23 protein-coding genes and 1 tRNA gene are annotated in these 25,507 nt (G+C 67.6%); 17 read left to right on the top strand and 7 right to left on the bottom strand.

Annotation, left to right across the window (positions count from 1 at the left end; all coding sequences use genetic code 11):
* Nucleotides 1-40 precede the first annotated feature (40 nt).
* The 5 genes from phnA (at nucleotide 41) to WJ12_RS15745 (ending at nucleotide 5,176) form a co-directional block, all read left to right on the top strand.
* Complete coding sequence (gene phnA, locus WJ12_RS15765) at nucleotides 41-1,279, top strand: phosphonoacetate hydrolase (RefSeq protein ID WP_059561579.1); 1,239 nt, start codon at nucleotides 41-43, stop codon at nucleotides 1,277-1,279.
* A 29-nt stretch (nucleotides 1,280-1,308) separates the two neighbouring features.
* Nucleotides 1,309-2,763 (top strand): phosphonoacetaldehyde dehydrogenase, encoded by a 1,455-nt coding sequence (gene phnY, locus WJ12_RS15760; protein WP_034190339.1) that lies wholly within the window; start codon nucleotides 1,309-1,311, stop codon nucleotides 2,761-2,763.
* A gap of 180 nt (nucleotides 2,764-2,943) precedes the next feature.
* Nucleotides 2,944-3,726: an amino acid ABC transporter substrate-binding protein gene (locus WJ12_RS15755; protein ID WP_049028912.1), complete on the top strand. Its 783-nt coding sequence runs from the start codon at nucleotides 2,944-2,946 to the stop codon at nucleotides 3,724-3,726.
* Between the two features lie 14 nt (nucleotides 3,727-3,740).
* Complete coding sequence (locus WJ12_RS15750; protein WP_059561459.1) at nucleotides 3,741-4,421, top strand: amino acid ABC transporter permease; 681 nt, start codon at nucleotides 3,741-3,743, stop codon at nucleotides 4,419-4,421.
* The gene (locus WJ12_RS15745; RefSeq protein ID WP_059561462.1) at nucleotides 4,418-5,176 is read left to right on the top strand and encodes an amino acid ABC transporter ATP-binding protein; all 759 of its coding nucleotides are present in this window, start codon (nucleotides 4,418-4,420) and stop codon (nucleotides 5,174-5,176) included. Before WJ12_RS15750 ends, WJ12_RS15745 begins: the two co-directional genes overlap by 4 nt.
* Before the next feature lie 24 nt (nucleotides 5,177-5,200).
* Here WJ12_RS15745 and WJ12_RS15740 read toward each other — a convergent pair whose 3' ends face one another.
* Entirely contained in the window at nucleotides 5,201-6,016 is an 816-nt protein-coding gene (locus tag WJ12_RS15740) for an alpha/beta fold hydrolase (RefSeq protein WP_059561465.1), read from the bottom strand.
* An 81-nt stretch (nucleotides 6,017-6,097) separates the two neighbouring features.
* On the opposite strand from WJ12_RS15740, the gene WJ12_RS15735 reads away from it, so the two are divergent.
* Nucleotides 6,098-6,712 (top strand): CGNR zinc finger domain-containing protein, encoded by a 615-nt coding sequence (locus tag WJ12_RS15735; protein ID WP_069245723.1) that lies wholly within the window; start codon nucleotides 6,098-6,100, stop codon nucleotides 6,710-6,712.
* Between the two features lie 36 nt (nucleotides 6,713-6,748).
* On the opposite strand, the gene WJ12_RS15730 is transcribed toward WJ12_RS15735, so the two are convergent.
* Nucleotides 6,749-7,654, bottom strand: coding sequence for a DUF3592 domain-containing protein (locus WJ12_RS15730; protein ID WP_404824235.1), 906 nt, complete (start codon nucleotides 7,652-7,654; stop codon nucleotides 6,749-6,751).
* 326 nt (nucleotides 7,655-7,980) lie between these two features.
* A tRNA-Lys gene (locus tag WJ12_RS15725) sits at nucleotides 7,981-8,056 on the bottom strand.
* A gap of 190 nt (nucleotides 8,057-8,246) precedes the next feature.
* Between WJ12_RS15725 and WJ12_RS15720 the strand changes: the two genes are divergently transcribed.
* Both WJ12_RS15720 and WJ12_RS15715 read left to right on the top strand, forming a co-directional pair.
* The gene (locus tag WJ12_RS15720; protein ID WP_034201217.1) at nucleotides 8,247-8,651 is read left to right on the top strand and encodes a PaaI family thioesterase; all 405 of its coding nucleotides are present in this window, start codon (nucleotides 8,247-8,249) and stop codon (nucleotides 8,649-8,651) included.
* Between the two features lie 8 nt (nucleotides 8,652-8,659).
* Nucleotides 8,660-9,526 (top strand): patatin-like phospholipase family protein, encoded by an 867-nt coding sequence (locus tag WJ12_RS15715; protein WP_034190218.1) that lies wholly within the window; start codon nucleotides 8,660-8,662, stop codon nucleotides 9,524-9,526.
* Between the two features lie 51 nt (nucleotides 9,527-9,577).
* On the opposite strand, the gene WJ12_RS15710 is transcribed toward WJ12_RS15715, so the two are convergent.
* Nucleotides 9,578-10,591 carry a D-2-hydroxyacid dehydrogenase family protein gene (locus WJ12_RS15710; RefSeq protein WP_034190219.1) on the bottom strand — a complete coding sequence of 338 codons (1,014 nt, stop codon included), beginning with the start codon at nucleotides 10,589-10,591 and terminating at the stop codon, nucleotides 9,578-9,580.
* 426 nt (nucleotides 10,592-11,017) lie between these two features.
* On the opposite strand from WJ12_RS15710, the gene WJ12_RS15705 reads away from it, so the two are divergent.
* Complete coding sequence (locus WJ12_RS15705; RefSeq protein WP_034190220.1) at nucleotides 11,018-12,067, top strand: LysR family transcriptional regulator; 1,050 nt, start codon at nucleotides 11,018-11,020, stop codon at nucleotides 12,065-12,067.
* 138 nt (nucleotides 12,068-12,205) lie between these two features.
* On the opposite strand, the gene WJ12_RS15700 is transcribed toward WJ12_RS15705, so the two are convergent.
* From WJ12_RS15700 to dprA, 3 genes are all read right to left on the bottom strand, one after another.
* On the bottom strand, nucleotides 12,206-14,830 hold the full coding sequence (locus tag WJ12_RS15700; protein ID WP_034190221.1) for a DNA topoisomerase III: 2,625 nt from the start codon (nucleotides 14,828-14,830) through the stop codon (nucleotides 12,206-12,208).
* Nucleotides 14,831-15,024: 194 nt separating this feature from the next.
* On the bottom strand, nucleotides 15,025-15,405 hold the full coding sequence (locus WJ12_RS15695) for a thioredoxin family protein (protein ID WP_034190222.1): 381 nt from the start codon (nucleotides 15,403-15,405) through the stop codon (nucleotides 15,025-15,027).
* Between the two features lie 36 nt (nucleotides 15,406-15,441).
* Nucleotides 15,442-16,755: a DNA-processing protein DprA gene (gene dprA, locus WJ12_RS15690; protein WP_059561473.1), complete on the bottom strand. Its 1,314-nt coding sequence runs from the start codon at nucleotides 16,753-16,755 to the stop codon at nucleotides 15,442-15,444.
* 185 nt (nucleotides 16,756-16,940) lie between these two features.
* Between dprA and def the strand changes: the two genes are divergently transcribed.
* From def to esaR, 8 genes are all read left to right on the top strand, one after another.
* On the top strand, nucleotides 16,941-17,444 hold the full coding sequence (gene def / locus WJ12_RS15685) for a peptide deformylase (RefSeq protein ID WP_006477461.1): 504 nt from the start codon (nucleotides 16,941-16,943) through the stop codon (nucleotides 17,442-17,444).
* A 33-nt stretch (nucleotides 17,445-17,477) separates the two neighbouring features.
* Entirely contained in the window at nucleotides 17,478-18,461 is a 984-nt protein-coding gene (gene fmt, locus WJ12_RS15680; protein WP_059561476.1) for a methionyl-tRNA formyltransferase, read from the top strand.
* 110 nt (nucleotides 18,462-18,571) lie between these two features.
* A complete protein-coding gene (locus WJ12_RS15675) occupies nucleotides 18,572-19,213 on the top strand; it encodes a LysE family translocator (RefSeq protein WP_034190225.1) in 642 nt (213 codons plus the stop codon).
* Between the two features lie 100 nt (nucleotides 19,214-19,313).
* The gene (gene htpX, locus WJ12_RS15670; protein WP_059561479.1) at nucleotides 19,314-20,171 is read left to right on the top strand and encodes a zinc metalloprotease HtpX; all 858 of its coding nucleotides are present in this window, start codon (nucleotides 19,314-19,316) and stop codon (nucleotides 20,169-20,171) included.
* A gap of 229 nt (nucleotides 20,172-20,400) precedes the next feature.
* On the top strand, nucleotides 20,401-21,792 hold the full coding sequence (gene rsmB / locus WJ12_RS15665; protein WP_059561581.1) for a 16S rRNA (cytosine(967)-C(5))-methyltransferase RsmB: 1,392 nt from the start codon (nucleotides 20,401-20,403) through the stop codon (nucleotides 21,790-21,792).
* Nucleotides 21,789-22,379 carry a DUF4390 domain-containing protein gene (locus tag WJ12_RS15660; protein WP_034190340.1) on the top strand — a complete coding sequence of 197 codons (591 nt, stop codon included), beginning with the start codon at nucleotides 21,789-21,791 and terminating at the stop codon, nucleotides 22,377-22,379. The genes rsmB and WJ12_RS15660 overlap by 4 nt, the downstream gene beginning before the upstream one ends.
* Nucleotides 22,369-24,783 carry a sensor histidine kinase EsaS gene (gene esaS, locus WJ12_RS15655; RefSeq protein ID WP_034190228.1) on the top strand — a complete coding sequence of 805 codons (2,415 nt, stop codon included), beginning with the start codon at nucleotides 22,369-22,371 and terminating at the stop codon, nucleotides 24,781-24,783. The genes WJ12_RS15660 and esaS overlap by 11 nt, the downstream gene beginning before the upstream one ends.
* Nucleotides 24,784-25,485, top strand: a complete 702-nt coding sequence (gene esaR, locus WJ12_RS15650; RefSeq protein WP_034190229.1) for a response regulator transcription factor EsaR — start codon at nucleotides 24,784-24,786, stop codon at nucleotides 25,483-25,485. It abuts the gene before it with no gap.
* The last annotated feature ends 22 nt before the right edge of the window (nucleotides 25,486-25,507 follow it).

Here is a 25,507-nt window from a genome sequence, read left to right as displayed (position 1 = left end):
CCGACGGCTCAACCCCTTCGAACCGAAAGGAATGAACGTCATGAGTGAAACGCCTGTATCCGTGGAAGTGAACGGCCGCCGCTACAACTGGATGAGCCGGCCCGTGGTGGTGGTCTGCGTCGATGGCTGCGCATACGAATATCTGGAGGAAGCCGCCGAGGCCGGTGTCGCGCCGTTCCTGCGCACGCTGCTGAAGCCGGGCACGGCGCTCAAGGGCGAATGCGTGGTGCCGAGCTTCACGAACCCGAACAATCTGTCGATCGTGACCGGCGTGCCGCCGGCGATTCACGGGATCAGCGGCAACTACTTCTACGATCGCGACACCGGCGCCGAGGTGCTGATGAACGATCCGAAGTACCTGGTCGCGCCCACCGTGCTCGCGACCTTCGCCGAACAGGGCGCGCGCGTCGCGGTCGTCACCGCGAAGGACAAGCTGCGCCGCCTGCTCGGCAAGGGGCTGAAGGGCATCTGCTTCTCGTCGGAAAAGGCCGACGAGGCGAGCCTCGAGGAAAACGGCATCGACAACGTGCTCGAGCTGGTCGGCAAGCCGGTGCCGAGCGTGTACAGCGCGGCGCTGTCGGAATTCGTGTTCGCGGCCGGCGTGCGCCTGCTCGAGACGCGCCCGATCGACCTGATGTACCTGTCGACCACCGACTACGTGCAGCACAAGTGCGCGCCCGGCACGCCCGGCGCGAACGCGTTCTACGAGATGATGGACCAGTACCTGCAGCGTCTCGACGCGCTCGGTGCGATCGTCGCGATCACGGCCGACCACGGGATGAACGCGAAGCACGACGACGAGACCGGCGAGCCGAACGTGATCTACCTGCAGGAACTGTTCGACGAGTGGCTCGGCCACGACGCGGCGCGCGTGATCCTGCCGATCACCGATCCGTACGTCGTTCATCACGGCGCGCTCGGCTCGTTCGCGACCGTCTACGTGCCGGCGACGGCCGATGCCGACGCGCTGCGCGCGCGGCTCGCCGCGGTCGACGGGATCGAGGTCGTGCTGACGGGCGCCGAAGGCTGCGCGCGCTTCGAGCTGCCGCCCGCGCGGATGGGCGACCTGATCGTGATCTCGAAGCAGGACGTCGTGCTCGGCACGCGCCGCATCAAGCACGACCTGTCGGGCCTCGACGTGCCGCTGCGCTCGCACGGCGGCATCTCCGAGCAGATCGTGCCGCTGATCTTCAGCAAGCCGGTCGCGACCGACGTCGCGGCGCGCGCGCGGCTGCGCAACTTCGACATCATCGACATCGCGCTCAACCATCTGCAGTGATGCACCTGCATCCGCAAGGGGACATACTCATGAACGCCATTGCAGCATCGACGGCCGTCCGCGGGATTCGTCGCGAAGCACTGCGAATCGACGGCGAGCGGATTCATCGGGACGCGGTGATCGACGTGCGCAACCCGTACGACGGCTCGCTGGTCGGCACCGTGCCGAAGGCGACGCTGGACGACGTGCGCCGCGCGTTCGCGGTCGCGCGTGCATACCGGCCGGCGCTCACGCGCCACGATCGCGCGGCGATCCTGCGCCGCGCGGCCGACATCGTGCGTGCGCGCACGGCGGAGATCGCGGCGCTGATCACGGCCGAGGCCGGGTTGTGCCTCAAGGATTCGACGTACGAGGCGGGCCGCGTGGCCGACGTGCTGACGTTCGGCGCGGGCGAAGTGCTGAAGGATGACGGGCAGATCTTCTCGTGCGATCTGACGCCGCACGGCAAGAAACGCCGCGTGTACACGCAGCGCGACCCGCTGCTCGGCGTGATCTCCGCGATCACGCCGTTCAACCATCCGATGAACCAGGTCGCGCACAAGATCGTGCCGTCGATCGCGACCAACAACCGGATCGTCGTGAAGCCGTCGGAAAAGGTGCCGCTGTCGTGTTATCTCTTTGCGGACATCCTGTACGAAGCCGGCTTGCCGCCGCAGATGCTGCAGGTGATCACCGGCGACCCGAAGGAGATCGCCGACGAGCTGATCACGAACCCGGCGATCGACCTCATCACGTTCACGGGCGGCGTGTCGATCGGCAAGTCGATCGCGGCGCGGATGGGCTACCGGCGCGCCGTGCTCGAACTCGGCGGCAACGATCCGATCATCGTGATGGAAGACGCCGATCTCGACGAAGCCAGCACGCTTGCGGTGTCGGGCTCGTACAAGAACTCGGGGCAGCGCTGCACGGCGATCAAGCGGATGCTGGTGCACGAATCGGTGGCCGATCGCTTCACCGAACTCGTCGTCGAGAAGACGCGGGCCTGGTCGTACGGCAATCCGTCCGATCCGGCGGTGGACATGGGCACCGTGATCGACGAGGCGGCCGCGAAGTTCTGCGAGCAGCAGGTAAACGACGCGATCGCGCGTGGGGCGCGGCTGCTGGTCGGCAACGTGCGCGACGGCGCGCTGTATTCGCCGACGGTGATCGACCGCGTGACGCCCGACATGCCGATCGTGAAGTACGAGACGTTCGGCCCGGTGTCGCCGATCCTGCGCTTTCGCGACATCGACGACGCGATCCGGATGTCGAACAGCACCGACTATGCGCTGTCGTCGTCGGTGTGCACGAACCGCTTCGACCACATCACGCGCTTCATCACCGAGCTGGAAGTCGGCAGCGTGAACGTGCGCGAAGTGCCGGGTTACCGGCTCGAACTGACGCCGTTCGGCGGCGTGAAGGATTCGGGGCTCGGATACAAGGAAGGCGTGCAGGAAGCGATGAAGAGCTTCACGAATACGAAGACCTATTCGCTGCCGTGGTAAGCGGCGTGTAATGCGCCCGCGCCGATTGCGCGGCCGGTGCGGGCGTTATTCGATCGGCTCATATCGTTAGCGGATTTGCGTGTTTGTCGCGCTCCGGCGCATCGGTAGAATTCGCGGACCTCTCGAACGGCGCATGCGTGCCGGCGGGATGATTTCCTCTAATCATTCGGGGTCCGCACCATGAAATTTCTCCGCTCCATCCTGATCGTCGCGCTGCTGCAGGCCACCGCGGCCACCAGCGCGCTGGCCGCCGACGACTTGTCGCAGATCAAGTCGTCCGGCGTGTTCCGGGTCGGCACCGAAGGCACCTATGCGCCGTTCACGTACCACGACGAAACGGGCAAGCTGACCGGTTTCGACGTCGACATCGCAACGGCGATCGCGCAGCGCCTCGGCGTGAAGCCGCAGTTCGTCGAAGGCAAGTGGGACGGCCTGATCGCGGGCCTCGACGTGAACCGCTACGATGCGGTCGTCAATGAAGTGTCGATCACCGACGCGCGCAAGGCGAAATACGATTTCTCGACCCCGTACATCACGTCGCACGCGGTGCTGATCGTGCGCTCGGACAACACGACGATCCGCTCGTTCGACGACCTGAAGGGCAAGAAGTCCGCGAACACGCTGACGAGCAATTTCGGCAAGCTCGCGGCCGCCCATGGCGCCGACGTGGTGCCGGTACAGGGCTTCAACGAATCGATCGATCTGCTGACGTCGGGGCGCGTCGATGCGACGATCAACGATTCGCTGTCGTACCTCGATTTCCGCAAGCACAAGCCCGACGCGAAACTGAAGATCGCGGCGACCGACAAGACCGGCGCCGGCGACGCATCCGGCGTGCTGCTGCGCAAGGGCAGCCCCGCGCTGGTGGCCGCGATCGACAAGGCACTGGCCGACATCAAGGCGGACGGCACCTACGCGAAGATCTCGCAGAAGTACTTCGGCCGCGACGTGTCGCAGCCGTGACGCGAGGCTGAACGATGCCGGCCTGGCTGCACCTGATGGCGGAATCGCTGCGGCCCCTGCTATACGCGGGGCTCGTGTTCACGGTTCCGCTCACGCTCGCGTCGTTCGCGATCGGACTACTGCTCGCGTTCGGCGCGGCGCTCGCGCGGCTGTTCGGGCCGCGCTGGGCGCAGGCCGTCGTGCGTTTCTATATCTGGCTGTTCCGCGGTTCGCCGTTGCTCGTGCAACTGTTCGTGATCTTCTACGGATTGCCGAACGTCGGCATCGTGCTCGATCCGCTGACGGCGGCCGTGATCGGTTTCTCGCTGAACGTCGGCGCGTACAACGCCGAGGTGATCCGCGGCGTGATCGAATCGATCCCGAAGGGGCAGTGGGAAGCCGCCTACTCGATGGCGATGACGCGCGCGCAGGCGTTGCGCCGCGCGATCCTGCCGCAGGCCGCGCGCGTGGCGCTGCCCGCGCTGTCGAACTCGTTCATCTCGCTCGTGAAGGACACGTCGCTCGCGGCCGTGCTGACCGTGCCCGAGATTTTCCAGGCTGCGCAGCGGATCGCGGCAGTGACCTACGAGCCGCTGATTCTCTATACCGAAGCCGCGCTGATCTACCTGCTGTTCAGCTCGGTGCTGTCCACGTTGCAACGTCGCCTCGAAGCCCGCTTCGGTCGCCACGCGCTGTTCCAGGCGGAGTTGCGATGATCCGTCTCGAACGCATCGACAAGTCGTTCGGCGCGCAGCGCGTGCTGAGCGGAATCGACCTGGCATTGCAGCCGGGCAGCGTGACTGCGCTGATCGGGCCGTCCGGCAGCGGCAAGAGCACGCTGCTGCGCTGCGTGAACCTGCTCGAAGTGCCGGAAGCGGGCACGCTCGCGGTCGGCGACGCGCGCATCGCGTTCGCACCGGAGCGGCGGCCGTCGCGCGACGCGGTGTTCGCGGTGCGCAGGCAGACCGGCATGGTGTTCCAGAACTTCCAGCTGTTTCCGCACCTGAGCGTCGTGCAGAACGTGATGGAGGGGCTCGTCACCGTGCAACGCTGGCCGCGCGAGCGGGCGCGCCAGCGGGCACTCGCGTTGCTCGACAAGGTCGGCATCGCGGACAAGGCCGACGCATGGCCGGCTACGTTGTCGGGCGGGCAGCAGCAGCGCGTCGCGATCGCACGTGCGCTCGCACCGTCTCCGCAGGTATTGTTGTGCGACGAGCCAACGTCGGCGCTCGATCCGGAACTGTCCGTCGAAGTGGTCGAGGTGCTGCGCCAGCTCGCACGCGAAGGCACGACGATGCTGATGGCCACGCACGACCTGCGCCTGGCCGCGTCGATCGCACACGACGCGGTGTTCCTCGCCGACGGCCGCATCGTCGAGGCCGGCGCGTCGCGCGACCTGTTCGGCCGGCCGCGCGACCCGCGCACCGCGAAGTTCGTCGCGACGCTCGCGCAGGGCGTGCCGGTGTTCTGACGCGCGGCGCGACGCCGGCGGTGGTCAGCCGGTCACGTGCCCGTCCAGTACCGCGGCGACGATGGCCTCCGGCGCATCTTCCTGGACCAGGTGCCCGGCCCGCGGCACCCTGATCAGCCTGCCGTTCGCGATGCGATCGGCAAGCGCCTGCCCCTGTTCGAGCGGAATCCACGCGTCGTCCTCGCCCCACACGATGCGCACCGGGAAATCCGGCGGCGCGTAGCGCGCCTCGGCTTCCTCGATGTAGCACTGGCGCATCTGCGCGATCTGCCGATAGAACGCGGCCTGGCCGGCCGGCGTGAGCCACGGCGCACGGTAGATCGACAGCGCGTCGTCGCTCAGCGGCCGCGCCACCGCATGGCCGAGATAGGCCGTGAGGAGCGCGTGATGGGCATACGCGGGCAAGCCGGTGAACGCGGCTTCGTGCTGCGCGACGTGCCGCACGAACGGCGACCCTTGCGGCGCGATCGCGACCGGATTCACGAGCGTGAGATCCGCGTACGCGACGCCGTCCAGAAAGTGCGCGCGCAGCACGGTGGCGCCGCCGTAGTCGTGCGCGAGGACACGTGGCCGCGAAAGGCCCCACGCATTCAGCATCGCGCCGAACAGCGCGTTCTGGCGGCCGAGCGACACATCCGCGTCCGGCATGTCGGACTGGCCGTAGCCGAGCAGGTCGTAGCAATACACGCGATGACGCCGCGCGAGCCACGGCGCGATCCGGCGCCACACCTGCGATGAAAACGGCGTGCCGTGCACGAGCACCAGCGGCGGCCCTTCGCCGAACGCGCCCCAGGCAATCCGGTGGCCGTCGACATTGAAGCGATTCGGGAGTTCGAGCATCGGCTTCTCCGTGATAACCTGTTTTGGTTGTTAACAGGTTACGCCGGATCGTCCGGATGCGAAACCGATAGGTGAAAATAAATGGTTACTCGAACCGAGCCGGCGCGACACGCGCATGAATGGCGCGCGGCGGATTTCGTCGGCGGCCATCCGGCGCTCGATTTCCTCAATACGGTGGCCGACACGGGCAAGACTCGCGACGAGGACAAGCTCGTCGACTGGCCGGCCGTGCGCGCGTGGGCGGAGCAGGCCGGATTGCTGGCGCCGGACGATCTGGCGCGGCTGCTGCGTCATCCGCGGCAGGACGGGCCTGACGAACTGGCGGCGCTGCGCCGCTTTCGTGACGATGCGTATGCCGCGATCGCGCACCTGACGGCGGATGGGGGCGGCAGCGCCGGTGCGCGCGCGGCGGGCCGGCTCGCGGTGGCGATCCGCGAAGCGATCGGGCGCAGCGCATTCGACGCGGTCGACGGCCGCTTCGCGTGGCGGCCCGACGCGCGCGCCGCGTCGCGCTGGATCGATGCGGCCGCGCTCGGCTTCGAGCAGTTGCTGCGCAGCGACGATTTCGCGCGTGTGCGTCAGTGCGGCCGGTGTACGTGGTTCTTCGTCGATCGCGGCCGTGGTGTCGGGCGCCGCTGGTGCGACATGCGCACGTGCGGGAACCGCGCGAAGGTGGAGGCGTTCAGGGAACGATGAAGCGCACGGCGTGACGGGGCGCGCGCCGTGCGTGCGTCATTGGGCGGCTTCGCGCGGCCGGTGTTCGGGCCACAGCGTCGCGGCGATGAACAGCCCGGCGGCGAGGAACGGCGCACCGATCGCGAACAGGATGGCCGTGAGGCCCCAGCGATCCCAGAAGCGGTCGACGATCGCGCGTTCGGGGGTGACGGGGTCGTACAGCACGTTGACCGTGTCGCCCTCGTGCAGGCCCGGATGCGACGACGCCGAGCCTTGCGCGAACGTGATCAGCCGCCCGCTGTCGGTCGTGAACGCGACGATGGCCGAATAGAGCGACGTGCGCGAGCGCGACGACCGTCCGTTTTTCGCGATCTCGACGACGTGGCCGGTCGAGCGCGCGTAGTGGTGGACGATCTGCCACTGATGCAGCGCGGTCGCGCCGGCGCCGGCGAAAAAGCCCGTGCCGATCGCGATCGGAATCAGCACGATCGCGACATCCCAGCGGCGCCGCGCCCGTTTGAGCGCGGCGCGGGTCGGCGGCGGCTCGGCCGGCCGGCGCCGCCGCTCGGCGGCAATCAGCAGGCCGCCGATCGCGAACGACGCGACGGCGAGCAGCGCCGGCACGAGCACCGGAAACCAGCGTTGCGCGAAATCGTCGATCAGGGCGGGGCGGTCGGGGTGGGCGGGGTCGAGCAGCACGTCGACGTTCTCGCCGATGTCGTACGCCGGGACGGTCGAGGCGGTATTGCCGGCAATTTCGCGGCGCTGGCCGTCGTTCGCGAGGTACGCGACGATCGGCCGGTACGCGCGCATCGCGTCGCTGTCCTGCACGATGCGCACGACCGTGCCCGGCGCGCGGATCAAGTGGCCGGTTGCGCGGCCGGCCGTGACGGCGAGCACGCCTGCGAGCACGAGCAGCGCGACGCCGAGTGCCAGCACGACGAGCGCGTCCTTACCCGGCATGGTCCGATCCGGTTCGTGCGTCGCGCGGCGGATTCGGACGGGCTCGGGTGCGCGGCTCGACCGGACGGACAAGCCGATATCGGCGCAACCAGGCCCTCTGAATGGTCGCGTCTCGTTCACATGCTTCCATGTATGACGTCCCATGTTCTCTCAGTGCCGGCAGGCAAACGCCTGGGCCGGTCGTGTGATATTTGTCGGACGATTCTAGCGGAAACGTTGCGCGAGAGGCGCGCGGGTTGCATGCCGAGAAAGGTGTACAACCGTGAAATTCGGCGGCGGAAAAGGAAAAGGCCGGTCAGCTTGCGCTGACCGGCCTTTGAAATTCCTGGTGGGGCGTGAGTGACTCGAACACTCGACCTACGGATTAAGAGTCCGCTGCTCTACCAACTGAGCTAACGCCCCCAACAGAAGAAAGATTATGCCGGGGTTTTCAGGACATGGCAAGCCCTTTGTGCAAATTTCCTGAAAATATTTCGTCACGCCGGCGGCCGGCGGCGGCGCGGTAACGAGCGATCGCAGTTTGCGCGCTCCCGGTATGATGACGCCACACGTGTTGCGCGGCGGTCGCGCAACGCTTTCTGGACAGTCGAAGATGGACGAAAACGCAGTCCGCGAATTGCTGGATCGCCTGCTGGCCCCGTGGGTCCGCTCGCTGGGTCTGGTCCCCGTGTCGATCGGCGACGACAGCGTCACGCTGCGCCTGCCGTTTTCCGGCGAATTCCGCCATTCGGGCGGCATCATCTGCGGCCAGGTGTTCACGGCGGCCGCCGATACCGCGATGGTGGTCGCGATCTCGTCCGCGCTCGGCGAGTTCCGGCCGATGACGACGGTATCGCTGAACACCAACTTCATGCGTCCCGTGCGCAAGGGCGACGTGCTTGTCACCGCGCGCGTGCTGCGGATGGGCCGCAACCTCGTGTTCGGCGAAGTCGAGCTGTTCGACGAGGACGGCAAGATGGCCGTCCATGCGACGTCGACCTACGCCCTCGTCAGCTGAGCGGCGCGATGTTCGACCAGATCGTTTTTGCGGGCGGCGGCAATCGCTGCTGGTGGCAGGCCGGCTTCTGGGACGTCGCGCAGCCGGCGCTCGGCCTGCGCCCGCGCGTGATCACCGGCATCTCGGCCGGCGCCGCGACCGCGTGCATGCTGTATACACGCGACGCCGCATGGGTGATGCGCTATTACGAAGAGGCGCTGCGCGACAACCGGAAGAACGCGTACTGGGGCAACCTGTTCGGGCGCGAGCCCGTGTTTCCGCATTACCGCATCTATCGCCAGGCGTTGCTCGACATCTACGGCGAGCCGTTCGCGAAGCTGGCCGACGCGCCGGAGATCCGCATCGGCGTGTCGCACGTGCCGCGCTGGCTCGGCGCGCGCAGCGCGGTCGCCGCCGGGCTCGTCGCGTACAACATCGAGAAATACGTGCGCAAGACGCTGCACCCGACGCTCGGGCGCACGCTCGGCTTTCGGCCCGAATTCGTGCGGGCGCAGGCCTGCACGCGCGTCGACGAACTCGCCGACCTGATCCTGCAGTCGTCCTGCACGCCGCCGTTCACGCCGGTATTGCGCCGCGGCGGCCGGCCCGTGCTCGACGGCGGGATGGTCGACAACGTGCCCGTCGACGCGCTCGACCCGTCGCCCGGCGACGTGCTGGTGCTCGTCACGCGGCTGTATCCGCGTCCGCAGATGTTCACGGTCGCGCACGGCGATCAGCGGCGGCTGTACGTGCAGCCGTCGAGCAAGGTACCGATTTCGAGCTGGGATTACACGAGCCCGTCGCAGATGCGGCACGCGTACGATCTCGGGCGGCGCGACGGCGAGCATTTCCTCACGCGCGTCGGCGCGATGACGGGCGGCCGAGCGGCCGCCTGACGATCGGGAAGGGAGAAGCGGGGCCGCGCGGCGCGCGCGCAGCCCGTGCGATCAGCGCTTGCGGATCGGCGTCAGCGCTTCCGGGTTGGCGACGCTCGACATGTCGCCGTCGTCGAACGCGAGGATGTTGCGGAACGCCGCGCTGAAGTAAAGCTCGTAGCTTTCGCGCTCGACGTAGCCGATGTGCGGCGTGCAGATCACGTTTTCCATCCGCAGCAGGCTGTAGCCCTGCAGGATCGGCTCGCTCTCGAACACGTCGATCGCGACCATCCCCGGACGGTTGTGCGACAGCGCGTTGACGAGCGCGTTTTCCTCCAGCAGCTCGGCGCGGCTCGTGTTGACGAGCAGCGACGTCGGCTTCATTCGCATCAGGTCTTCCTGCTTCACGATCCCGCGCGTGTCGTCGTGCAGGCGCAGGTGCAGCGACAGCACGTCGCTCTGCTCGAACAGCGCTTCGCGGCTCTCGGCCGCCGTGTAGCCGTCGGCGCGCGCGGCTTCGAGCGAATGCTCGCGGCCCCAGATCAGCACGTTCATCCCGAAGGCCTTGCCGTAGCCGGCGACGAGCCGGCCGATCTTGCCGTAGCCCCAGATCCCGAGCGTCTGGCCGCGCAGCACCTGGCCGAGGCCGAAGTTCGGCGGCAGCGCCGACGTCTTCAGGCCCGACTGCTGCCAGGCGCCCTGCTTCAGGTTCGCGACGTATTGCGGAATGCGGCGCTGGGCGGCCATCACGAGCGCCCACGTCAGTTCGGCGGGCGCGATCGGCGAACCGGTGCCTTCGAGCACCGCGATGCCGCGGTCGGTACAGGCTTCCAGATCGATGTGGCTCGACACGCGGCCGGTCTGGCTGATCATGCGCAGGTTCGGCAGCTTGGCGAGCAGTTGCGACGTAATCGGGGTCCGTTCACGAATCAGCACGAGCGCCTCGACTTCCGCCAGGCGGCTTGCGAGCTGTCCCAGGCCGCGCACCGTATTGTTGAAGACCTTCACGTCGTGGCCGGCGAGCATCTCGAAGCAGTTCAGCTTGCGGACGGCGTCCTGGTAGTCGTCGAGGATGGCAATTTTCATGGTGAACGGGTGTCGCGCGTTGAAAGCGGCCGTGGCGGCGGCGCACGTTGCGCGCCCGTCCCGCCCGGCCGGGGCCGACATGATGCTACGTCGGCCGCCTTCATGGTGTCTTTTTAACAGGTTGTTACGCTCCGCCGCAATTGGCGGGAGCCTGACCCGGCGCCGTTCGCGCGCAGTGTGGAAGGGTGCGCTGTTGTGTCGCATCAGACACGTCCTTCCTGATTCGGCTGCTTACTCGACGAGGTTCACCCAATTGTTGCTCCAATCAGAATAATTGGATCATCCATCCGCGTAAGGCGAGGATTTTTGACTATTTTTATCGTCAACCGGCACCTTGTTGAGCAACTCTGCATCATTTCCGCTGTCGTAGGAGAATTACGCATTTGCTTCATCTTTTTGAAGTTGTACTAGCGGCAGGAGTCGTTTATGGATCATTTGCAGTCGATGCGCGTGTTCGTCAAGGTTGCAGATCTCGGCAGTTTCGCGCGGGCCGCGAGCGCAATGGATATCTCCAACGCGGTCGCGACGCGCCATGTCGCCGACCTGGAAGGCCGGCTTGGCACACGTTTGCTCAATCGCACCACGCGCAGCCTCTCCCTGACGGAGTCGGGTCAGGTCTATCTGGAGCGTGCCCGCCAGATCCTCGATGAGCTCGAGGACGTCGAGCAGATGGTCGTCGCGCGCAATCACGAGCCGGTCGGCACGCTGCGCATCGTCGCGCCGGTCGTGTTCGGCCTGCACAACCTCGCGCCCGTGCTGCAGTCGTACACGGAGAATTTCCCGAAAGTGGTGCCGGATCTCACGCTGGTCGACCGGCAGGTCGATCTCGTCGAGGAGGGCTTCGACGTCGGTATCGTCGTCACGCGCCAGATGCGCAGCGCGAGCATCGTCACGCGGCGCCTGACCACCGGCTGCATGACCGTGTGCGCGACGCCGAGCTACCTGGAGAAGCACGGTGTGCCGACGCATCCGGAGCAGCTCGCCGAGCACCCGAGCCTGAGCCTGCCGACCGAATACTGGGGCGACGAGCGCGTGTTCACGGGGCCGGACGGCGAAGTGCGCGTGCGCCCGACCAACGTGATCGTCGCGAACAACACCGCGATGCTGCGCCAGTTCGCGCTGCTCGGCATGGGCGTCGCGATCCTGCCGAGCTACCTGATCGGCAGCGACATCGCGCGCGGCGCGCTCGTTCGGCTGCTGCCGGATTTCCGGCTGCCGCAGGTCGAGATCAACATCGCGTACCCGAGCCGGCGCCATCTGCCTGCGAAGGTTCGGACCTTCATCGACCACCTCGTCGAGCATTTCAGCCACTCGACCGACGCGATGATGGGGGAACAGTGGGCCGCGCAGAGTTCGGCGCTCGCGCCGATCGGCGTCGAGACGCGTGCCGAGCAGCCGGAAGCGGCCGACCCGAACCTGTCGCCGCGCCTGCCGCGTTCGCCGCGTACGCGCGTCGCGGCGCCGTCGCCGCTGTAACGGCGCGACGGCCGGGCGGCGGTTGCCGCCGGCACAAAAGAAAAACGCGGATCGAGCGATCGATCCGCGTTTTTTTCATGGCTGCCTGGCGCAGCCCGATACGCCGGGGAAGGCTCCCGGCTCCCGGCGGCCGGGCCGTTACGACCCCGTCTTGCGCGTCGTCGTCTTGCGGGCGGCGGTCTTGGTCGCCGTGGTCTTGGCGGCCGTCTTGCGGGCCGGTGCCGATTTCTCTTCGGCGCCTTCTGTCACGGTTTCGGCCTCCTTCGTCGCCGATTTTGCCGTCTTCTTCGCGGCGGCGGCCTTCGGTTCCTTCTTCTCGAACTCGAAACCGATCTTGCCGTCCGGCTGCTTCACGAGGAACGCCTTGAAGTTGCGGCCGGTACGCGACGACTTGAAGTTCGGCAGCAGATCCGTGCGGCCGTCGGCCAGCAGCTTGCCCATCTGCTCGCGCGTGATTTCCTGTTGCAGGATCACCTTGCCCGAGCGGAAGTCGCAGGTCTTCGGGTTCGCCACCGAGTGCTCGCACACGTAGCTCATCCCGTGCTCGAACACGCGGCCCTTGCACTTCGGGCACGCGCCGACCGGTTCCTGCGCGGAGAAGTCGGGCGCTTCGCCTTCCTCGCCGCCCTGGTCCTGGCCGAAATCGAACTCGAGCTTGTAGTTCTTCGTCTCGTCGTCGAAGGACAGCTTGAGGATCGCCGAGAACGGGCGGCCCATCTTGCTGCGGAAGCCGGACAGCGGCCCGATTTCCTTCTTCTGCAGCAATTCCTCGACTTCCGGGATCTCGAACTGCCGGCTGCCCGGGATCTTCGAGATCGAGAACTCGCACTTCGTGCACGCGAAGCGGCGGTAGTTTTCCTTCACCTGGCCGCCGCAGTTCGGGCATGGCGTCTCGAGCGTCGCGTAATCGCCGGGGATCGTGTCGGAATCGTATTCCTTCGCGCGCTTGACGATCTGCTGCGTCATGCGGGCGATTTCCTGCATGAACGCGTCCCGCCCGAGATTGCCGCGCTCCATCTGCGACAGCTTGTATTCCCATTCGCCGGTCAGCTCGGGCGCGGTCAGTTCCTTCACGCCGAGCCCGCGCAGCAGCGTCATCAGCTGGAATGCCTTCGCGGTCGGGATCAGCTCGCGGCCTTCGCGCAGCAGGTATTTCTCGCCGAGCAAGCCTTCGATGATCGCCGCACGCGTTGCCGGCGTGCCGAGACCCTTCGCGGCCATCGCCTCGCGCAGCTCGTCGTCCTCGACGAGCTTGCCCGCGCCTTCCATCGCCGACAGCAGCGTCGCTTCCGAATAGCGTGCGGGCGGCTTCGTCACGAGCGCGACGGCGGCGATTTCGTCCGTCTTCACCTTCTCGTCCTTCTGCACCGGCACGAGGTTCGCGTCCGCGCCTTCGGCGTCGCGGCCGTACACCTGCAGCCAGCCCGGCTCGACGAGCACCTTGCCTTCGGTCTTGAAGTGATGGCCGGCGACTTCGGTGATCCGCGTCGTGACGCGGAATTCGGCCGCCGGGAAGAACACGGCGAGGAAGCGCTTCACGACCATGTCGTACAGCTTCTGCTCCGGCTCGGACAGCGACTTCGGCGCCTGCAGCGTCGGGATGATTGCAAAGTGGTCGCTGATCTTCGAGTTGTCGAAGATCCGCTTGTTCGGCTTGACCCAGCCCTTGTCGAGCACCTGCTTCGCGTGCGGCAGGTAGTTGTTGCTCTCCTTGAGCATCTCGAGCGTGGACTCGACCGTCGACAGGTAGTCTTCCGGCAGCGCGCGCGCGTCGGTACGCGGGTAGGTCAGCACCTTGTGCTTTTCATACAGCGCCTGCGCGAGACCGAGCGTGTTCTTCGCGGAGAAGCCGAAGCGGCTGTTCGCCTCGCGCTGCAGGCTCGTCAGGTCGAACAGCAGCGGCGACAGTTGCGTTGACGGCTTCGATTCCTCGGAGACCGTGCCGATCTGGTCGCGGCACGCGGCGACGATCGTTTCGGCGGCCGGCAGGCTCCACAGGCGGGAGTCGCGCCTCTCCGGATCGAATTCGTCGCGCTTGAATTTCGGGTCGAACCACTTGCCTTCGTAGAAGCCGCCGGCGCACGCAAACTCGGCCTTCACTTCCCAGTAGTCGCGCGGAATGAAACGGCGGATTTTCTCTTCACGTTCGACGACGATCGACAGCGTTGGCGTCTGAACGCGGCCGACGGTGGTCAGGAAGAAGCCGCCGCCCTTGCTGTTGAACGCGGTCATCGCGCGGGTACCGTTGATCCCGACGAGCCAGTCGGCTTCCGAGCGGCAGCGCGCGGCGTCGGCGAGCGGCTGCATGTCGGTGTCGCTGCGCAGGTTCGCGAAACCGTCGCGGATCGCCTGCGGCGTCATCGACTGCAGCCACAGGCGCTGGACCGGCTGCTTCGCCTTCGCGTGCTGCGCGATCAGGCGGAAAATCAGTTCGCCCTCGCGCCCCGCGTCACATGCGTTGATCAGGCGGTCGACGTCCTTGCGCTTCATCAGCTTCGTGAGCACCTTGAGGCGCGACTCGCTTTTTGCGATCGGGTTCAGGTCGAAATGCGGGGGGATGACGGGCAGATGCGCGAAGCTCCATTTCCCGCGCTTGACCTCGTACTCTTCCGGGGCGGCGATTTCCAGCAGGTGGCCGACAGCGGACGAAAGGACGAAATCGTCGCTCTCGTAATACTCGTCATGCTTGGTAAAGCCGCCCAAAGCGCGTGCGATGTCGTTCGCGACAGAAGGCTTTTCCGCAATGATCAGTGCTTTGGACATGACAGGTGTGTGTTGGTAGACCGGGTTCGCCGGTTGTGGGTCGCTTTTACGACCGCTTTATAGCACACGCCGCAGCGACGGCGGCTCGGCGTGTAAAAAGCGGCCCATCATAGAGGGGGGCTGCAACGGCGGCAAGCGCCTCGCCGCGGCGAGGCGCGCAAACACGCGCCCAACCGCTGCGCCGGCCGGCGAATTCAGGCTTCGACGATCAGGACGTTGCGCAATTTCGGTGCGTGCGGCGCGCCGGGTACCGCGCTCAGGTCGGACAGCATCCGCTCGACGATCGCCGCGTGCGGCAGCACCGTGCCGAAGAAACGCGCGGTGTTGGCGTCCTCGATCAGGATCGTCGGGAAGTTCTCGACGTCGAGATCGTCGAGCCGGTCGGCATGCGTTTCGATGTCGATCCAGGCGAAACAGGCGTTTGGATGCGCATCGGCGAGCTGGTCGAAGGCCGTCCGGTAGTCACGGCACGTGCCGCACCACTCGGCGCACAGGCAGGCGACGAGCAACGTGCCGGGATCGGCGAGGCGCTCGGCGATCCGATCCGCATCGGTGTCGAGGTTCAGCGCGGGCATGGAATTCCTTGGATATCGTCGGCGGCTTGGCCGCCTCTATGCCGGGGAATGTAGCACGCCGCGCGCGGCCGGGGTGGGCGCGGCGTCAAGCCGCGCGAAGCGTCCGCCGGGGAGGCTGGCGACGCGGCCGGCCAGCTCCAGCGCCAGCAGCGCGCCGTGCAGCACGTCGTCGGGCAGGCCGCTGTGTTCGGCGAGCCACTCGTAGGTAACGGGGCCGTATCCCAAGGCGGCAAGCACGGCTCGCTCCGGCGGGGAGCAGGGTGGCGGGGCGTCGATCCGGGCCGGCGCGATGGCCGCTGCGGCGGAATCCGCTGGTGCGATGGAGGCGGATTCGGGGGCGCGAATTTCGCCGTCTGTCGGGTTACGGCTGTCGGCGCGCGCGGCACCACCCGTCGCGCGCGCTGCCGGTTCGCCCAACCCGTATTCCTCCAGCACGTCGAGCGGCGATGCGGTGAGCTTCGCGCCGTCGCGGATCAGCGCGTGGCAGCCCTGGGCAAGCGGTGCGTGGATCGAGCCCGGCACCGCGAACACGTCGCGCCCCAGTTCGTTCGCGAGCCGCGCGGTGATCAGCGAGCCGGAGCGCGGCGCGGCCTCGACGACCAGCGTGCCGATCGCCAGCGCGGCAATCAGCCGGTTGCGCCGCGGGAAATGCGCGGCACGGGCCGGCGTGCCGAGCGGCCATTCGGACACGATCGCGCCGCGCGCGGCGATCTCGTGCGCGAGTGCGCGATGCCGCGCCGGATAGACGAGATCGGCGCCCGTCGCGATGACGGCGACCGTGCCCGAGCGGCCGTCGAGCCCGCCGCGATGCGCGGCTCCGTCGATCCCGAGCGCGAGGCCCGAGACGATCGAGAGCCCTGCGTCGGACAACGCGCGTGCGAAGCCCGTTGCGTCGGCGAGCCCCTGCGGCGTCGGGTGCCGGCTGCCGACCACGGCGAGGCCGCGTGCATGCAGCAGGTCGAGCCGGCCCTTTACATATAGCAGGGGCGGCGGATCGTGCAGGTCGCGCAGCCGCGGCGGGTAGGCCGGATCGTTGAGCGTGACCAGCACATTGCCCGGCGCGTCGAGCCACGCGAGCGCGGCGTCGGTGCACACGTCGAGATCGCCGCGCTCGCTCGCGCGGACGGCTTGCGCGGCGGCGGCGCTGCTCACCGCGGCAATGGCCGGGTCGGATGCGCGCAGCAGCGCGGCCGGCGAACCGAAGGTATCGAGCAGGATCTGCAGCACGGCCGGCGCGAGGCCGGGCGCATGCGCGAGCTGCAGCCACGCGCGCAGCGCGGACGGCGTCAGCGCTTGCGGCGACATGAGGCTGCCCTCGAATGCGGCGGCCAGCGAACCGCGTGGCGCCATGATAAAATTTTCATCATCCGAAATACTCGACAGGGCCGCGCGCACAAGCGCCCGGCCGATTGCAGGAGGCGCGATCCGCGGCGTTGATTCGCCACGCATCCGCCTCATCTTCATTGCATCCCGGCGGCGGCACCAGTCGGCCGGACGGCCGATGCGGCACGTCGCTCCACCGAATACCGAACACCATGGCTTTGCTCAATATTCTTCATTACCCCGACAAGCGGCTGCACAAGGTCGCCAAGCCCGTCGACAAGGTCGACGACCGGATCCGCAAGCTCGTCGCCGACATGGCCGAAACCATGTACGCGGCGCCCGGCATCGGCCTGGCGGCCACGCAGGTCGACGTGCACGAGCGCGTGATCGTGATCGACGTCTCCGAGGAGAAGAACGAGCTGCGCGCGTTCATCAACCCCGAGATCGTGTGGTCGAGCGACGCGAAGCAGATCTATGAAGAGGGCTGCCTGTCGGTGCCGGGCATCTACGACGAAGTCGAGCGGCCCGATCACGTGCGCGTGCGCGCGCTCAACGAGCAGGGCGAGACCTTCGAGCTCGACTGCGAAGGCCTGCTCGCCGTGTGCGTCCAGCACGAGATGGATCACCTGATGGGGCGCGTGTTCGTCGAATACCTGTCGCCGCTCAAGCAGACGCGCATCAAGACGAAGATGAAGAAACTCGAACGCGCGATGTAACGCGCGTTCCCCCTGCCCGACCCGAACGCTTTCATGACCCATACGTTGCGCGTGATTTTTGCCGGCACGCCGGAATTCGCCGCGGCTGCCCTTGCCGCGATCCACGAGGCCGGTTTCCCGGTGCCGCTCGTGCTCACCCAGCCCGATCGCCCTGCGGGGCGCGGGATGAAGCTGCAGGCGAGCGCCGTGAAGCGTTACGCCGTCGAGCACGGGATGCCGGTCGCGCAGCCGCCGTCGCTGCGCCGCGCGGGCAAGTACCCGGCCGAGGCGGCCGACGCGATCGAGCTGCTGCGCACGACGCCGCACGACGTGATGGTGGTGGCCGCGTACGGCCTGCTGCTGCCGCAGGAAGTGCTCGACATCCCGCGCGCCGGCTGCATCAACATCCATGCGTCGCTGCTGCCGCGCTGGCGCGGCGCCGCGCCGATCCATCGTGCGATCGAGGCCGGCGACGCCGAGACGGGCGTCACGCTGATGCAGATGGACGTCGGCCTCGACACCGGCGCGATGATCGAGGAAGCCCGCGTCGCCATCGCGGCCGACGATACGACCGCGACGCTGCACGACCGTCTGGCCGCCGATGGCGCGCGGCTGATCGTCGACGCGCTCGTGCGGCTCGAGCGCGACGGCACGCTGCCGGCGACGCCGCAGCCGGCCGACGGCGTGACCTATGCGGAAAAGATCGGCAAGCACGAAGCGGCGCTTGACTGGCGCAAGCCTGCCGACGTGCTCGCGCGCCAGGTGCGTGCGTTCGATCCGTTTCCGGGCGGCGTCGCGACGCTCGACGGCGCGGCGATCAAGCTGTGGGCGGCCGAGCCCGTGGCGGCGCGCGGCGACGCGGCGCCCGGCACGATCGTCGAAGCCGCGCCGGAAGGCGTGGTCGTCGCGTGCGGCAGCGGCGCGCTGCGCGTCACGCAGTTGCAGAAGCCGGGTGGCAAGCGGTTGCCCGCGCGCGAATTCCTGGCCGGCTCGCCGCTCGCCGCGGGCCAGCGTTTCGCGTTGCCCGACGCGGCCTGAGCGCCATTCGATCCGACCTGCCCGCCCTGCGCAATCGGCCGAACGGCCGAGTCGCGCGGCGCGGCAGGCGCGCGTAGAATTTCCCTGCGCTCTCCGGTTTCGAGGTTTTCATGTTCGGCATCACCCATTTCGGTTTCTTCGTGCTGGCGGTTTTCTTGCTGAACGTCACGCCCGGCCCCGATACGGCCTACATCGTCGGCCGCAGCGTCGCGCAGGGCCGCGGCGCGGGGCTGATGTCGGCGTTCGGCATTTCGGCCGGCTGCTGCGTGCACGCGCTCGCGTGCGCATTCGGCCTGACCGCGCTGCTCGCGGCGTCGGCCACCGCGTTCACGGTGATCAAGCTGGTTGGCGCGGCCTACCTGATCTACCTCGGCGTGCGGATGATCGTCACGAAGCAGGCCGCCGCGCCGTCGGGCGCCGAAGTCGCGCAGGCCGCGGCCGTCAAGCCGCTGCGCCAGCTGTTCATGCAGGGCTTCTGGACCAACGTGCTGAACCCGAAGGTCGTGCTGTTCTTCGTGTCGTTCTTTCCGCAGTTCGTGTCGGCCGACAGCCCGCACAAGGCATGGGCGTTCCTGACCCTCGGCGCGGTGTTCGTCGCGATGAGCACGGTCTGGACCAGCCTCGTCGCATGGGTGGCGGGCAGCGTCACGCAGCGTTTTTCCGGCAAGCCGGGCGTCAGGAAGTGGCTCGACCGCACGGTCGGCAGCGCGTTCGTGGGCCTTGGGCTGCGTCTTGCGGCATCGCAACGCTGAGATTGAATTTTTCCGGCAAGACCTTATCTAACAAATCGCTTACAATTTTCCGCCGTGCGCTGTGATGTGCGGCGGGTCCCCTGACGGATAAGGAGTGGGTATGTTCAATTGGGTCAAAACGGCGATGCTGATGGCCGCGATCACGGCCCTGTTCATCGTGATCGGCGGGATGATCGGCGGCTCGCGGGGCATGACGATCGCGCTGCTGTTCGCGCTCGCCATGAATTTCTTCTCGTACTGGTTCTCGGACAAGATGGTGCTGCGCATGTACAACGCGCAGGAAGTCGACGAGAACACGGCGCCGCAGTTCTACCGGATGGTGCGCGAGCTGGCCACGCGCGCGAACCTGCCGATGCCGCGCGTCTACCTGATCAACGAGGATGCGCCGAACGCGTTCGCGACGGGCCGCAACCCCGAGCATGCGGCGGTTGCCGCGACGACGGGCATCCTGCGCGTGCTGTCGGAGCGCGAGATGCGCGGCGTGATGGCGCACGAGCTCGCGCACGTGAAGCACCGCGACATCCTGATCTCGACGATCACCGCGACGATGGCGGGCGCGATCTCCGCGCTCGCGAACTTCGCGATGTTCTTCGGCGGGCGCGACGAGAACGGCCGGCCGGCCAACCCGATCGCGGGTATCGCGGTCGCGCTGCTCGCGCCGATCGCCGGCGCGCTGATCCAGATGGCGATTTCGCGGGCCCGCGAGTTCGAGGCCGACCGCGGCGGCGCGCAGATTTCCGGCGATCCGCAGTCGCTCGCGACCGCGCTCGACAAGATCCATCGCTATGCGGCGGGTATCCCGTTCCAGGCGGCCGAGGCCCATCCGGCCACCGCGCAGATGATGATCATGAACCCGCTGCACGGCGGCGGCCTGCAGAACCTGTTCTCGACGCACCCGGCCACCGAGGAGCGCATCGCGCGCCTGATGGAGATGGCGCGTACCGGCCGCTTTGACTGAACCCTGGCGTACCGCGCGGCCGTTGCCGCGCGGGGGCCGGCATGCCACCCCGCACGCTTCGCGCTGCGGGGTGTTTCATTTGGGCGCGCCTTAAAGAGGTCAAAGGGGCCAAAGGGGCCGCGTGGTCGCACGCTACAATGCGCGGTTTGGGATCGCGGGGCCTCGCGGCCGCCGCGATCCTGCCGTTAGCCGTATTTGTTTGCCGCGCCTGATTGCCGATTCCGTACCGATGACACGAACCCGTTCTTCCGCTCCGTCTTCTTCCGGCCGCCCGGCGCGTCTGGCCGCGCTGCATCTGGCGCCCGATTCGCTCGGCTTCGCGCTCGACGCGGCCGCGCAGGCGGTCGATGCGGTACGGCGCGGCACCGCGCTGCCGGCAGCGTTGTCGGCGGTATTCGCGCAGATGGCGTCCGGCGCACAGGCGCTCGCGCGCGGTGCGACACAGGACGTCGCCTACCGGACGATGCGTCGCCTCGGCAGCGCGGACTGGCTGATCGGCAAACTCGTCAGCAAGGCGCCGCCCGCGCACGTGCATGCGGTGCTCGCCGGCGCGCTCGCGCTGCTGCTCGACCCGGCGGACGAGGCCGCGTATCCGGCGTTCACGGTGGTCGACCAGGCCGTCACCGTCATCGGCGCGCGGCGCGAATGCGCGTTCGCGAAGGGCATGGTCAACGCGGTGCTGCGCCGTTTCCTGCGCGAACGCGATGCGCTCGTCGCGGCAATGCAGGACGATCCGGTCGCACGCTGGAATTACCGCGCATGGTGGGTCGATGCGGTGAAGCGTGCAGCGCCCGATGCGTGGCCGGCGATCCTCGCGGCCGGCGAACGACAGGGGCCGCTGACGCTGCGCGTGAATGCGCGCCGCGCGAGCGTCGACGCGTATCTCGAGACGCTGCGTGCGAGCGGGATCGAAGCGACCGCAATCGGCCAGCACGCGGTGCGGCTTGCGTTGGCGCTGCCGGTCGAACGCATTCCGGGGTTCGCCGACGGCGTCGTGTCGGTGCAGGACGCCGGCGCGCAGCTCGCGGCCGAATGGCTCGACGCGCGCGACGGCATGCGCGTGCTCGATGCATGCGCGGCGCCCGGCGGCAAGACCGGCCATATTCTCGAACTCGCTGACGCGGAAGTCGTTGCGCTCGAAAGCGATGCGACGCGCGCGGCGCGCATCGGCGAGAATCTCGTGCGCCTGTCGCTCGAGGCGGACGTGCGCGTCGGCGATGCCGGCGCACCCGACGCGTGGTACGACGGGCGCCCGTTCGACCGGATCCTCGCCGACGTGCCGTGCTCGGCGTCCGGCATCGTGCGGCGGCACCCCGACATCCGCTGGCTGCGCCGCGAGGCCGACATTCCGGCGCTCGTCGCGGAGCAGCGCCGCATCCTGTCGGCGCTGTGGCCGCTCGTGAAGCCGGGCGGCGAACTGCTTTACGTGACCTGCTCGATCTTCCCGGAAGAAGGCGAAATGCAGGCCCGCTGGTTTGAAGCGGCCTGTGAAGATGCGGTACGATTGGACGCCCCCGGCCAGCTGCTGCCGGGCGGCGTGCAGGGACGGGCGGCCGCCGGCGCACTCGACCAGAACACCGATCACGACGGATTTTTCTACGCGCGGTTTCAGAAACGGTGACGATCAAACACCTTTTTCCCTTTCGGCTCGCGGCCGTCCTGCTGGTCGCGTTGATGCTGTGCCTGGCCGTCGTCCGGCCGGCGCATGCCGAATCGATCGCCGTGCAGCGCGCGTCGCTCCAGGCCGACGGAAGCGGCTGGAGCCTCGACGCGCGTTTCGACTTCGAGCTGAACCCGAACCTCGAGGATGCCGTCAACAAGGGCATCCCGCTTTACTTCACGACCGACTTCGAGCTGAGCCGCGCGCGCTGGTACTGGTTCGACGAGCAGCCGGTGGCGGTGACGCAGACGATCCGCCTGTCGTTCCAGCCGCTCACGCGCGAGTATCGCGTGTCGACGGGCGGCCTGCAGCTCGGCTTCCCGTCGCTGAAGGACGCGCTCGCCGTGATCCGGCACATCACGTCGTGGCACGTGATCGACCGCAACCAGGTGCGCGCGGGCGAGACCTACACGGCGTCGGTGCGGATGCAGCTCGACACGGCGCTGATGCCGAAGCCGTTCCAGGTCGATGCCGTGAACAACCGCGACTGGACGCTCGGGTCCGACTGGAAGCGCTTCAACTTCACGGTGACCGAACGTGCTAAATAAAGTGCGCCGCGCGGCCAGCGGGAAGAGCTTCCTCATTCGCGTGATCGTCTCGACCGTCGCGCTGACCGCGTTGCTGCTGCTCGTGCTGCTCGCCGCCGCGAGCGCGAACACCGAGTTCTTCGATCGCTACTACTCGTGGCTGTACGCGACGAACATCGTCGTCGCGCTCGTGTTCCTGCTCGTGGTGCTCGGGCTGATCGGGATGATCGTCGTGCGCCTGAGGAAGGGCAAGTTCGGCACGCGGCTGCTCGCGAAACTCGCGGTGTTCTTCGCGCTCGTCGGCGTGGTGCCGGGCGGGATCATCTACATCGTGTCGTACCAGTTCGTGTCGCGCAGTATCGAGTCGTGGTTCGACGTGAACGTCGAGACGGCGCTGACGGCCGGCCTGAACCTCGGCCGCGGGATGCTCGACGCGTCGCTGTCCGATCTGCAGACCAAGGCGCGGCTGATGTCCGACCAGCTCGCGAGCGTCGACGCGAACACGAACGGCACGACGCTCACGCTGCTGCGGCTGCGCGACCAGTTCGGCGTGCAGGACGCGACGATCGTCGAGCCGAGCCGCGGCGGCTCGGGCGCGGCGCCCGACCTGCACATTGTCGCGCAGGCGTCGGGCAATTTCGCGGCGCTGATTCCGGACGACCTGCCGACACCGCTGATGCTGAGCCAGGCGCGCGAACACGGCGCGTACGCGGCGATCGAGGGCGAGGTCGACGGCGACCCACGCGCGCATGGCGCGAAGGGCGCGCTGCGGCTGCGCGTGGTGCGGCCGATTCCCGATGCGACGACGTCGCTGCTGCAGCCGGCGGAGCGCTTCCTGCAGCTCACGCAGCCGGTGCCGCCGACGCTCGCGCACAACGCGGACGCCGTGCAGCGCGCCTACCGCGAGTACCAGGAAAAGTCGCTCGGCCGCACGGGGCTGCGCAAGATGTACATCGGCACGCTGACGCTCGCGCTGTTCCTCGCGACCTTCATCGCGATGATGCTCGCGCTCGCGCTCGGCCAGCAGCTCGCGCGGCCGCTGTTCCTGCTCGCGCAGGGCACGAAGGAGATCACGGAAGGCGATTACACGCCGAAGCGCGAGATCAAGACGCGCGACGAGCTTGGCTTCCTCACGCAGTCGTTCAACGCGATGACACGGCAGTTGTCCGAGGCACGGCTCGCGGTCGAGAAGAACCGCATCGCGCTCGAGCATTCGAAGACGTATCTCGAGAGCATCCTCGCGAACCTGACGGCCGGCGTGTTCGTGCTCGACCGCCAGTTCCGGCTGACGACGGCCAATCGCGGCGCCGAGCGGATCTTCCGGCAGCCGTTCAACTCGATGATCGGCACGACGCTCGACCGGATCGGCGTGGCCGCGGGGTTCGGCGCGATGGTGCGCAAGGCGTTCGCCGATCGCGAGGCGGCGTCCGACGGCGGCAGCGGCGACCGCGGCCACTGGCAGCAGCAGTTCGCGATCGAGGTGCCGGGCGAAAGCGATCCGCTGACGCTGCTCGTGCGCGGCACGCGCCTCGTGTCGACGGTCGAAGGGCAGGCCGACGATCCGCAGACGTCCGGTTACGTCGTCGTGTTCGACGACATTTCCGACGTGATTTCCGCGCAGCGGTCGGTCGCGTGGGGCGAGGTCGCACGCCGGCTCGCGCACGAGATCAAGAATCCGCTGACGCCGATCCAGCTGTCGGCCGAGCGGCTGCAGATGAAGCTGTCCGACAAGCTTGCGCCGTCCGATGCGGACGTACTCAAGCGCGGCGCGACGATGATCGTGAACCAGGTCGCGGCGATGAAGCGGATGGTCGACGATTTCCGCGAATACGCGCGCACGCCGCCGGCGGTGCTCGCGAACCTGCAGTTGAACGAACTGGCGAGCGAGGTGCTCGGGCTGTATGGTGTCGGCGAAGGCAAGAGCCCGATCGTCGCCGAGCTCGCGCCGTCGCTGCCGGTGATACGCGGAGACGCGACGCAACTGCGCCAGGTGATTCACAACCTGCTGCAGAATGCGCAGGATTCGGTCGCGGAGTCCGCGCATCCGCGTGTGTTGATCGAAACCAAGACAGTAGAATATGGCGATCCCGACGCCGAGGGCAAAACGCGCGTCGCGGTACGTCTTACCGTGTCCGACAACGGGCCCGGTTTTCCGGCACGCATCCTGACCCGAGCGTTCGAGCCTTATGTGACGACGAAGGCGAAGGGCACGGGGCTCGGGTTGGCCACGGTCAAGAAAATCGTCGACGAGCATGGCGCGCGGATCGATCTGCGCAATCGCATGCACGGCGAGACCGTTGAGGGTGCGCAGGTGTCGATCCTGTTCCTGCAGATGGCAAGCGATACGCCAGGCGCCGAACATCGCGCACAGGACGGGGCGACCCCCGCTAAGACAAAAGCAAGTGAGCAGACAAAGGCAGCGTAAATGGCAACCATCCTGGTGGTAGATGATGAAATGGGCATCCGGGAATTGCTCTCGGAGATCCTCAGCGATGAAGGACATGTCGTCGAGGCGGCGGAGAACGCGCAGGCTGCGCGGGAATACCGACTGAATCAGGCGCCCGATCTCGTGCTGCTCGATATCTGGATGCCCGATACCGACGGCGTGACCTTGCTCAAGGAGTGGGCGGCGCAAGGGCTGCTGACGATGCCCGTGATCATGATGTCCGGGCACGCGACGATCGATACGGCCGTCGAGGCGACGAAGATCGGCGCGCTCGATTTCCTCGAGAAGCCGATCGCGCTGCAGAAGCTGCTGAAGTCCGTCGAGCACGGCCTCGCCCGCGGCGCGGCGCCGGTGTCGGCGAACGCGGCGGCGAAGGCCGGCGCCGGACAGGCCGCAGGGCCCGCGGCGGTTGCGTCCGCGGCCGCGCTGCCGACGCTCGGCGACGACATGGCATCGGCACTCGGCCTGGCGGGCCAGACGGCCGCGATCCCGTTCGACATCCCGTTGCGCGAAGCGCGCGACGCGTTCGAGCGCGCGTACTTCGAATATCACCTCGCGCGCGAGAACGGCAGCATGACGCGCGTCGCGGAGAAGACGGGCCTCGAGCGCACGCACCTGTACCGCAAGCTCAAGCAGCTCGGCGTCGAGCTCGGCAAGAAGCCGACCGAAGGCGCCGTATAAAAATATTTTGCGAAAGCACTTG

Source organism: Burkholderia seminalis, assembly GCF_001718535.1.
GTDB classification, from domain to species: domain Bacteria; phylum Pseudomonadota; class Gammaproteobacteria; order Burkholderiales; family Burkholderiaceae; genus Burkholderia; species Burkholderia seminalis.
Note: the sequence above shows the minus strand (reverse complement) of the source record. Positions and strands in the feature narration are given on the sequence as shown.

What these genes read in the sequence shown, in the direction of transcription:
- phnA (WP_059561579.1), top strand. Translation starts at nt 41, where the DNA reads ATGAGTGAAACGCCTGTATCCGTGGAAGTGAACGGCCGCCGCTACAAC.
- phnY (WP_034190339.1), top strand. Translation starts at nt 1,309, where the DNA reads ATGAACGCCATTGCAGCATCGACGGCCGTCCGCGGGATTCGTCGCGAA.
- WJ12_RS15755 (WP_049028912.1), top strand. Translation starts at nt 2,944, where the DNA reads ATGAAATTTCTCCGCTCCATCCTGATCGTCGCGCTGCTGCAGGCCACC.
- WJ12_RS15750 (WP_059561459.1), top strand. Translation starts at nt 3,741, where the DNA reads ATGCCGGCCTGGCTGCACCTGATGGCGGAATCGCTGCGGCCCCTGCTA.
- WJ12_RS15745 (WP_059561462.1), top strand. Translation starts at nt 4,418, where the DNA reads ATGATCCGTCTCGAACGCATCGACAAGTCGTTCGGCGCGCAGCGCGTG.
- WJ12_RS15740 (WP_059561465.1), bottom strand. Translation starts at nt 6,016, where the DNA reads ATGCTCGAACTCCCGAATCGCTTCAATGTCGACGGCCACCGGATTGCC.
- WJ12_RS15735 (WP_069245723.1), top strand. Translation starts at nt 6,098, where the DNA reads ATGGTTACTCGAACCGAGCCGGCGCGACACGCGCATGAATGGCGCGCG.
- WJ12_RS15730 (WP_404824235.1), bottom strand. Translation starts at nt 7,654, where the DNA reads ATGCCGGGTAAGGACGCGCTCGTCGTGCTGGCACTCGGCGTCGCGCTG.
- WJ12_RS15720 (WP_034201217.1), top strand. Translation starts at nt 8,247, where the DNA reads ATGGACGAAAACGCAGTCCGCGAATTGCTGGATCGCCTGCTGGCCCCG.
- WJ12_RS15715 (WP_034190218.1), top strand. Translation starts at nt 8,660, where the DNA reads ATGTTCGACCAGATCGTTTTTGCGGGCGGCGGCAATCGCTGCTGGTGG.
- WJ12_RS15710 (WP_034190219.1), bottom strand. Translation starts at nt 10,591, where the DNA reads ATGAAAATTGCCATCCTCGACGACTACCAGGACGCCGTCCGCAAGCTG.
- WJ12_RS15705 (WP_034190220.1), top strand. Translation starts at nt 11,018, where the DNA reads ATGGATCATTTGCAGTCGATGCGCGTGTTCGTCAAGGTTGCAGATCTC.
- WJ12_RS15700 (WP_034190221.1), bottom strand. Translation starts at nt 14,830, where the DNA reads ATGTCCAAAGCACTGATCATTGCGGAAAAGCCTTCTGTCGCGAACGAC.
- WJ12_RS15695 (WP_034190222.1), bottom strand. Translation starts at nt 15,405, where the DNA reads ATGCCCGCGCTGAACCTCGACACCGATGCGGATCGGATCGCCGAGCGC.
- dprA (WP_059561473.1), bottom strand. Translation starts at nt 16,755, where the DNA reads ATGGCGCCACGCGGTTCGCTGGCCGCCGCATTCGAGGGCAGCCTCATG.
- def (WP_006477461.1), top strand. Translation starts at nt 16,941, where the DNA reads ATGGCTTTGCTCAATATTCTTCATTACCCCGACAAGCGGCTGCACAAG.
- fmt (WP_059561476.1), top strand. Translation starts at nt 17,478, where the DNA reads ATGACCCATACGTTGCGCGTGATTTTTGCCGGCACGCCGGAATTCGCC.
- WJ12_RS15675 (WP_034190225.1), top strand. Translation starts at nt 18,572, where the DNA reads ATGTTCGGCATCACCCATTTCGGTTTCTTCGTGCTGGCGGTTTTCTTG.
- htpX (WP_059561479.1), top strand. Translation starts at nt 19,314, where the DNA reads ATGTTCAATTGGGTCAAAACGGCGATGCTGATGGCCGCGATCACGGCC.
- rsmB (WP_059561581.1), top strand. Translation starts at nt 20,401, where the DNA reads ATGACACGAACCCGTTCTTCCGCTCCGTCTTCTTCCGGCCGCCCGGCG.
- esaR (WP_034190229.1), top strand. Translation starts at nt 24,784, where the DNA reads ATGGCAACCATCCTGGTGGTAGATGATGAAATGGGCATCCGGGAATTG.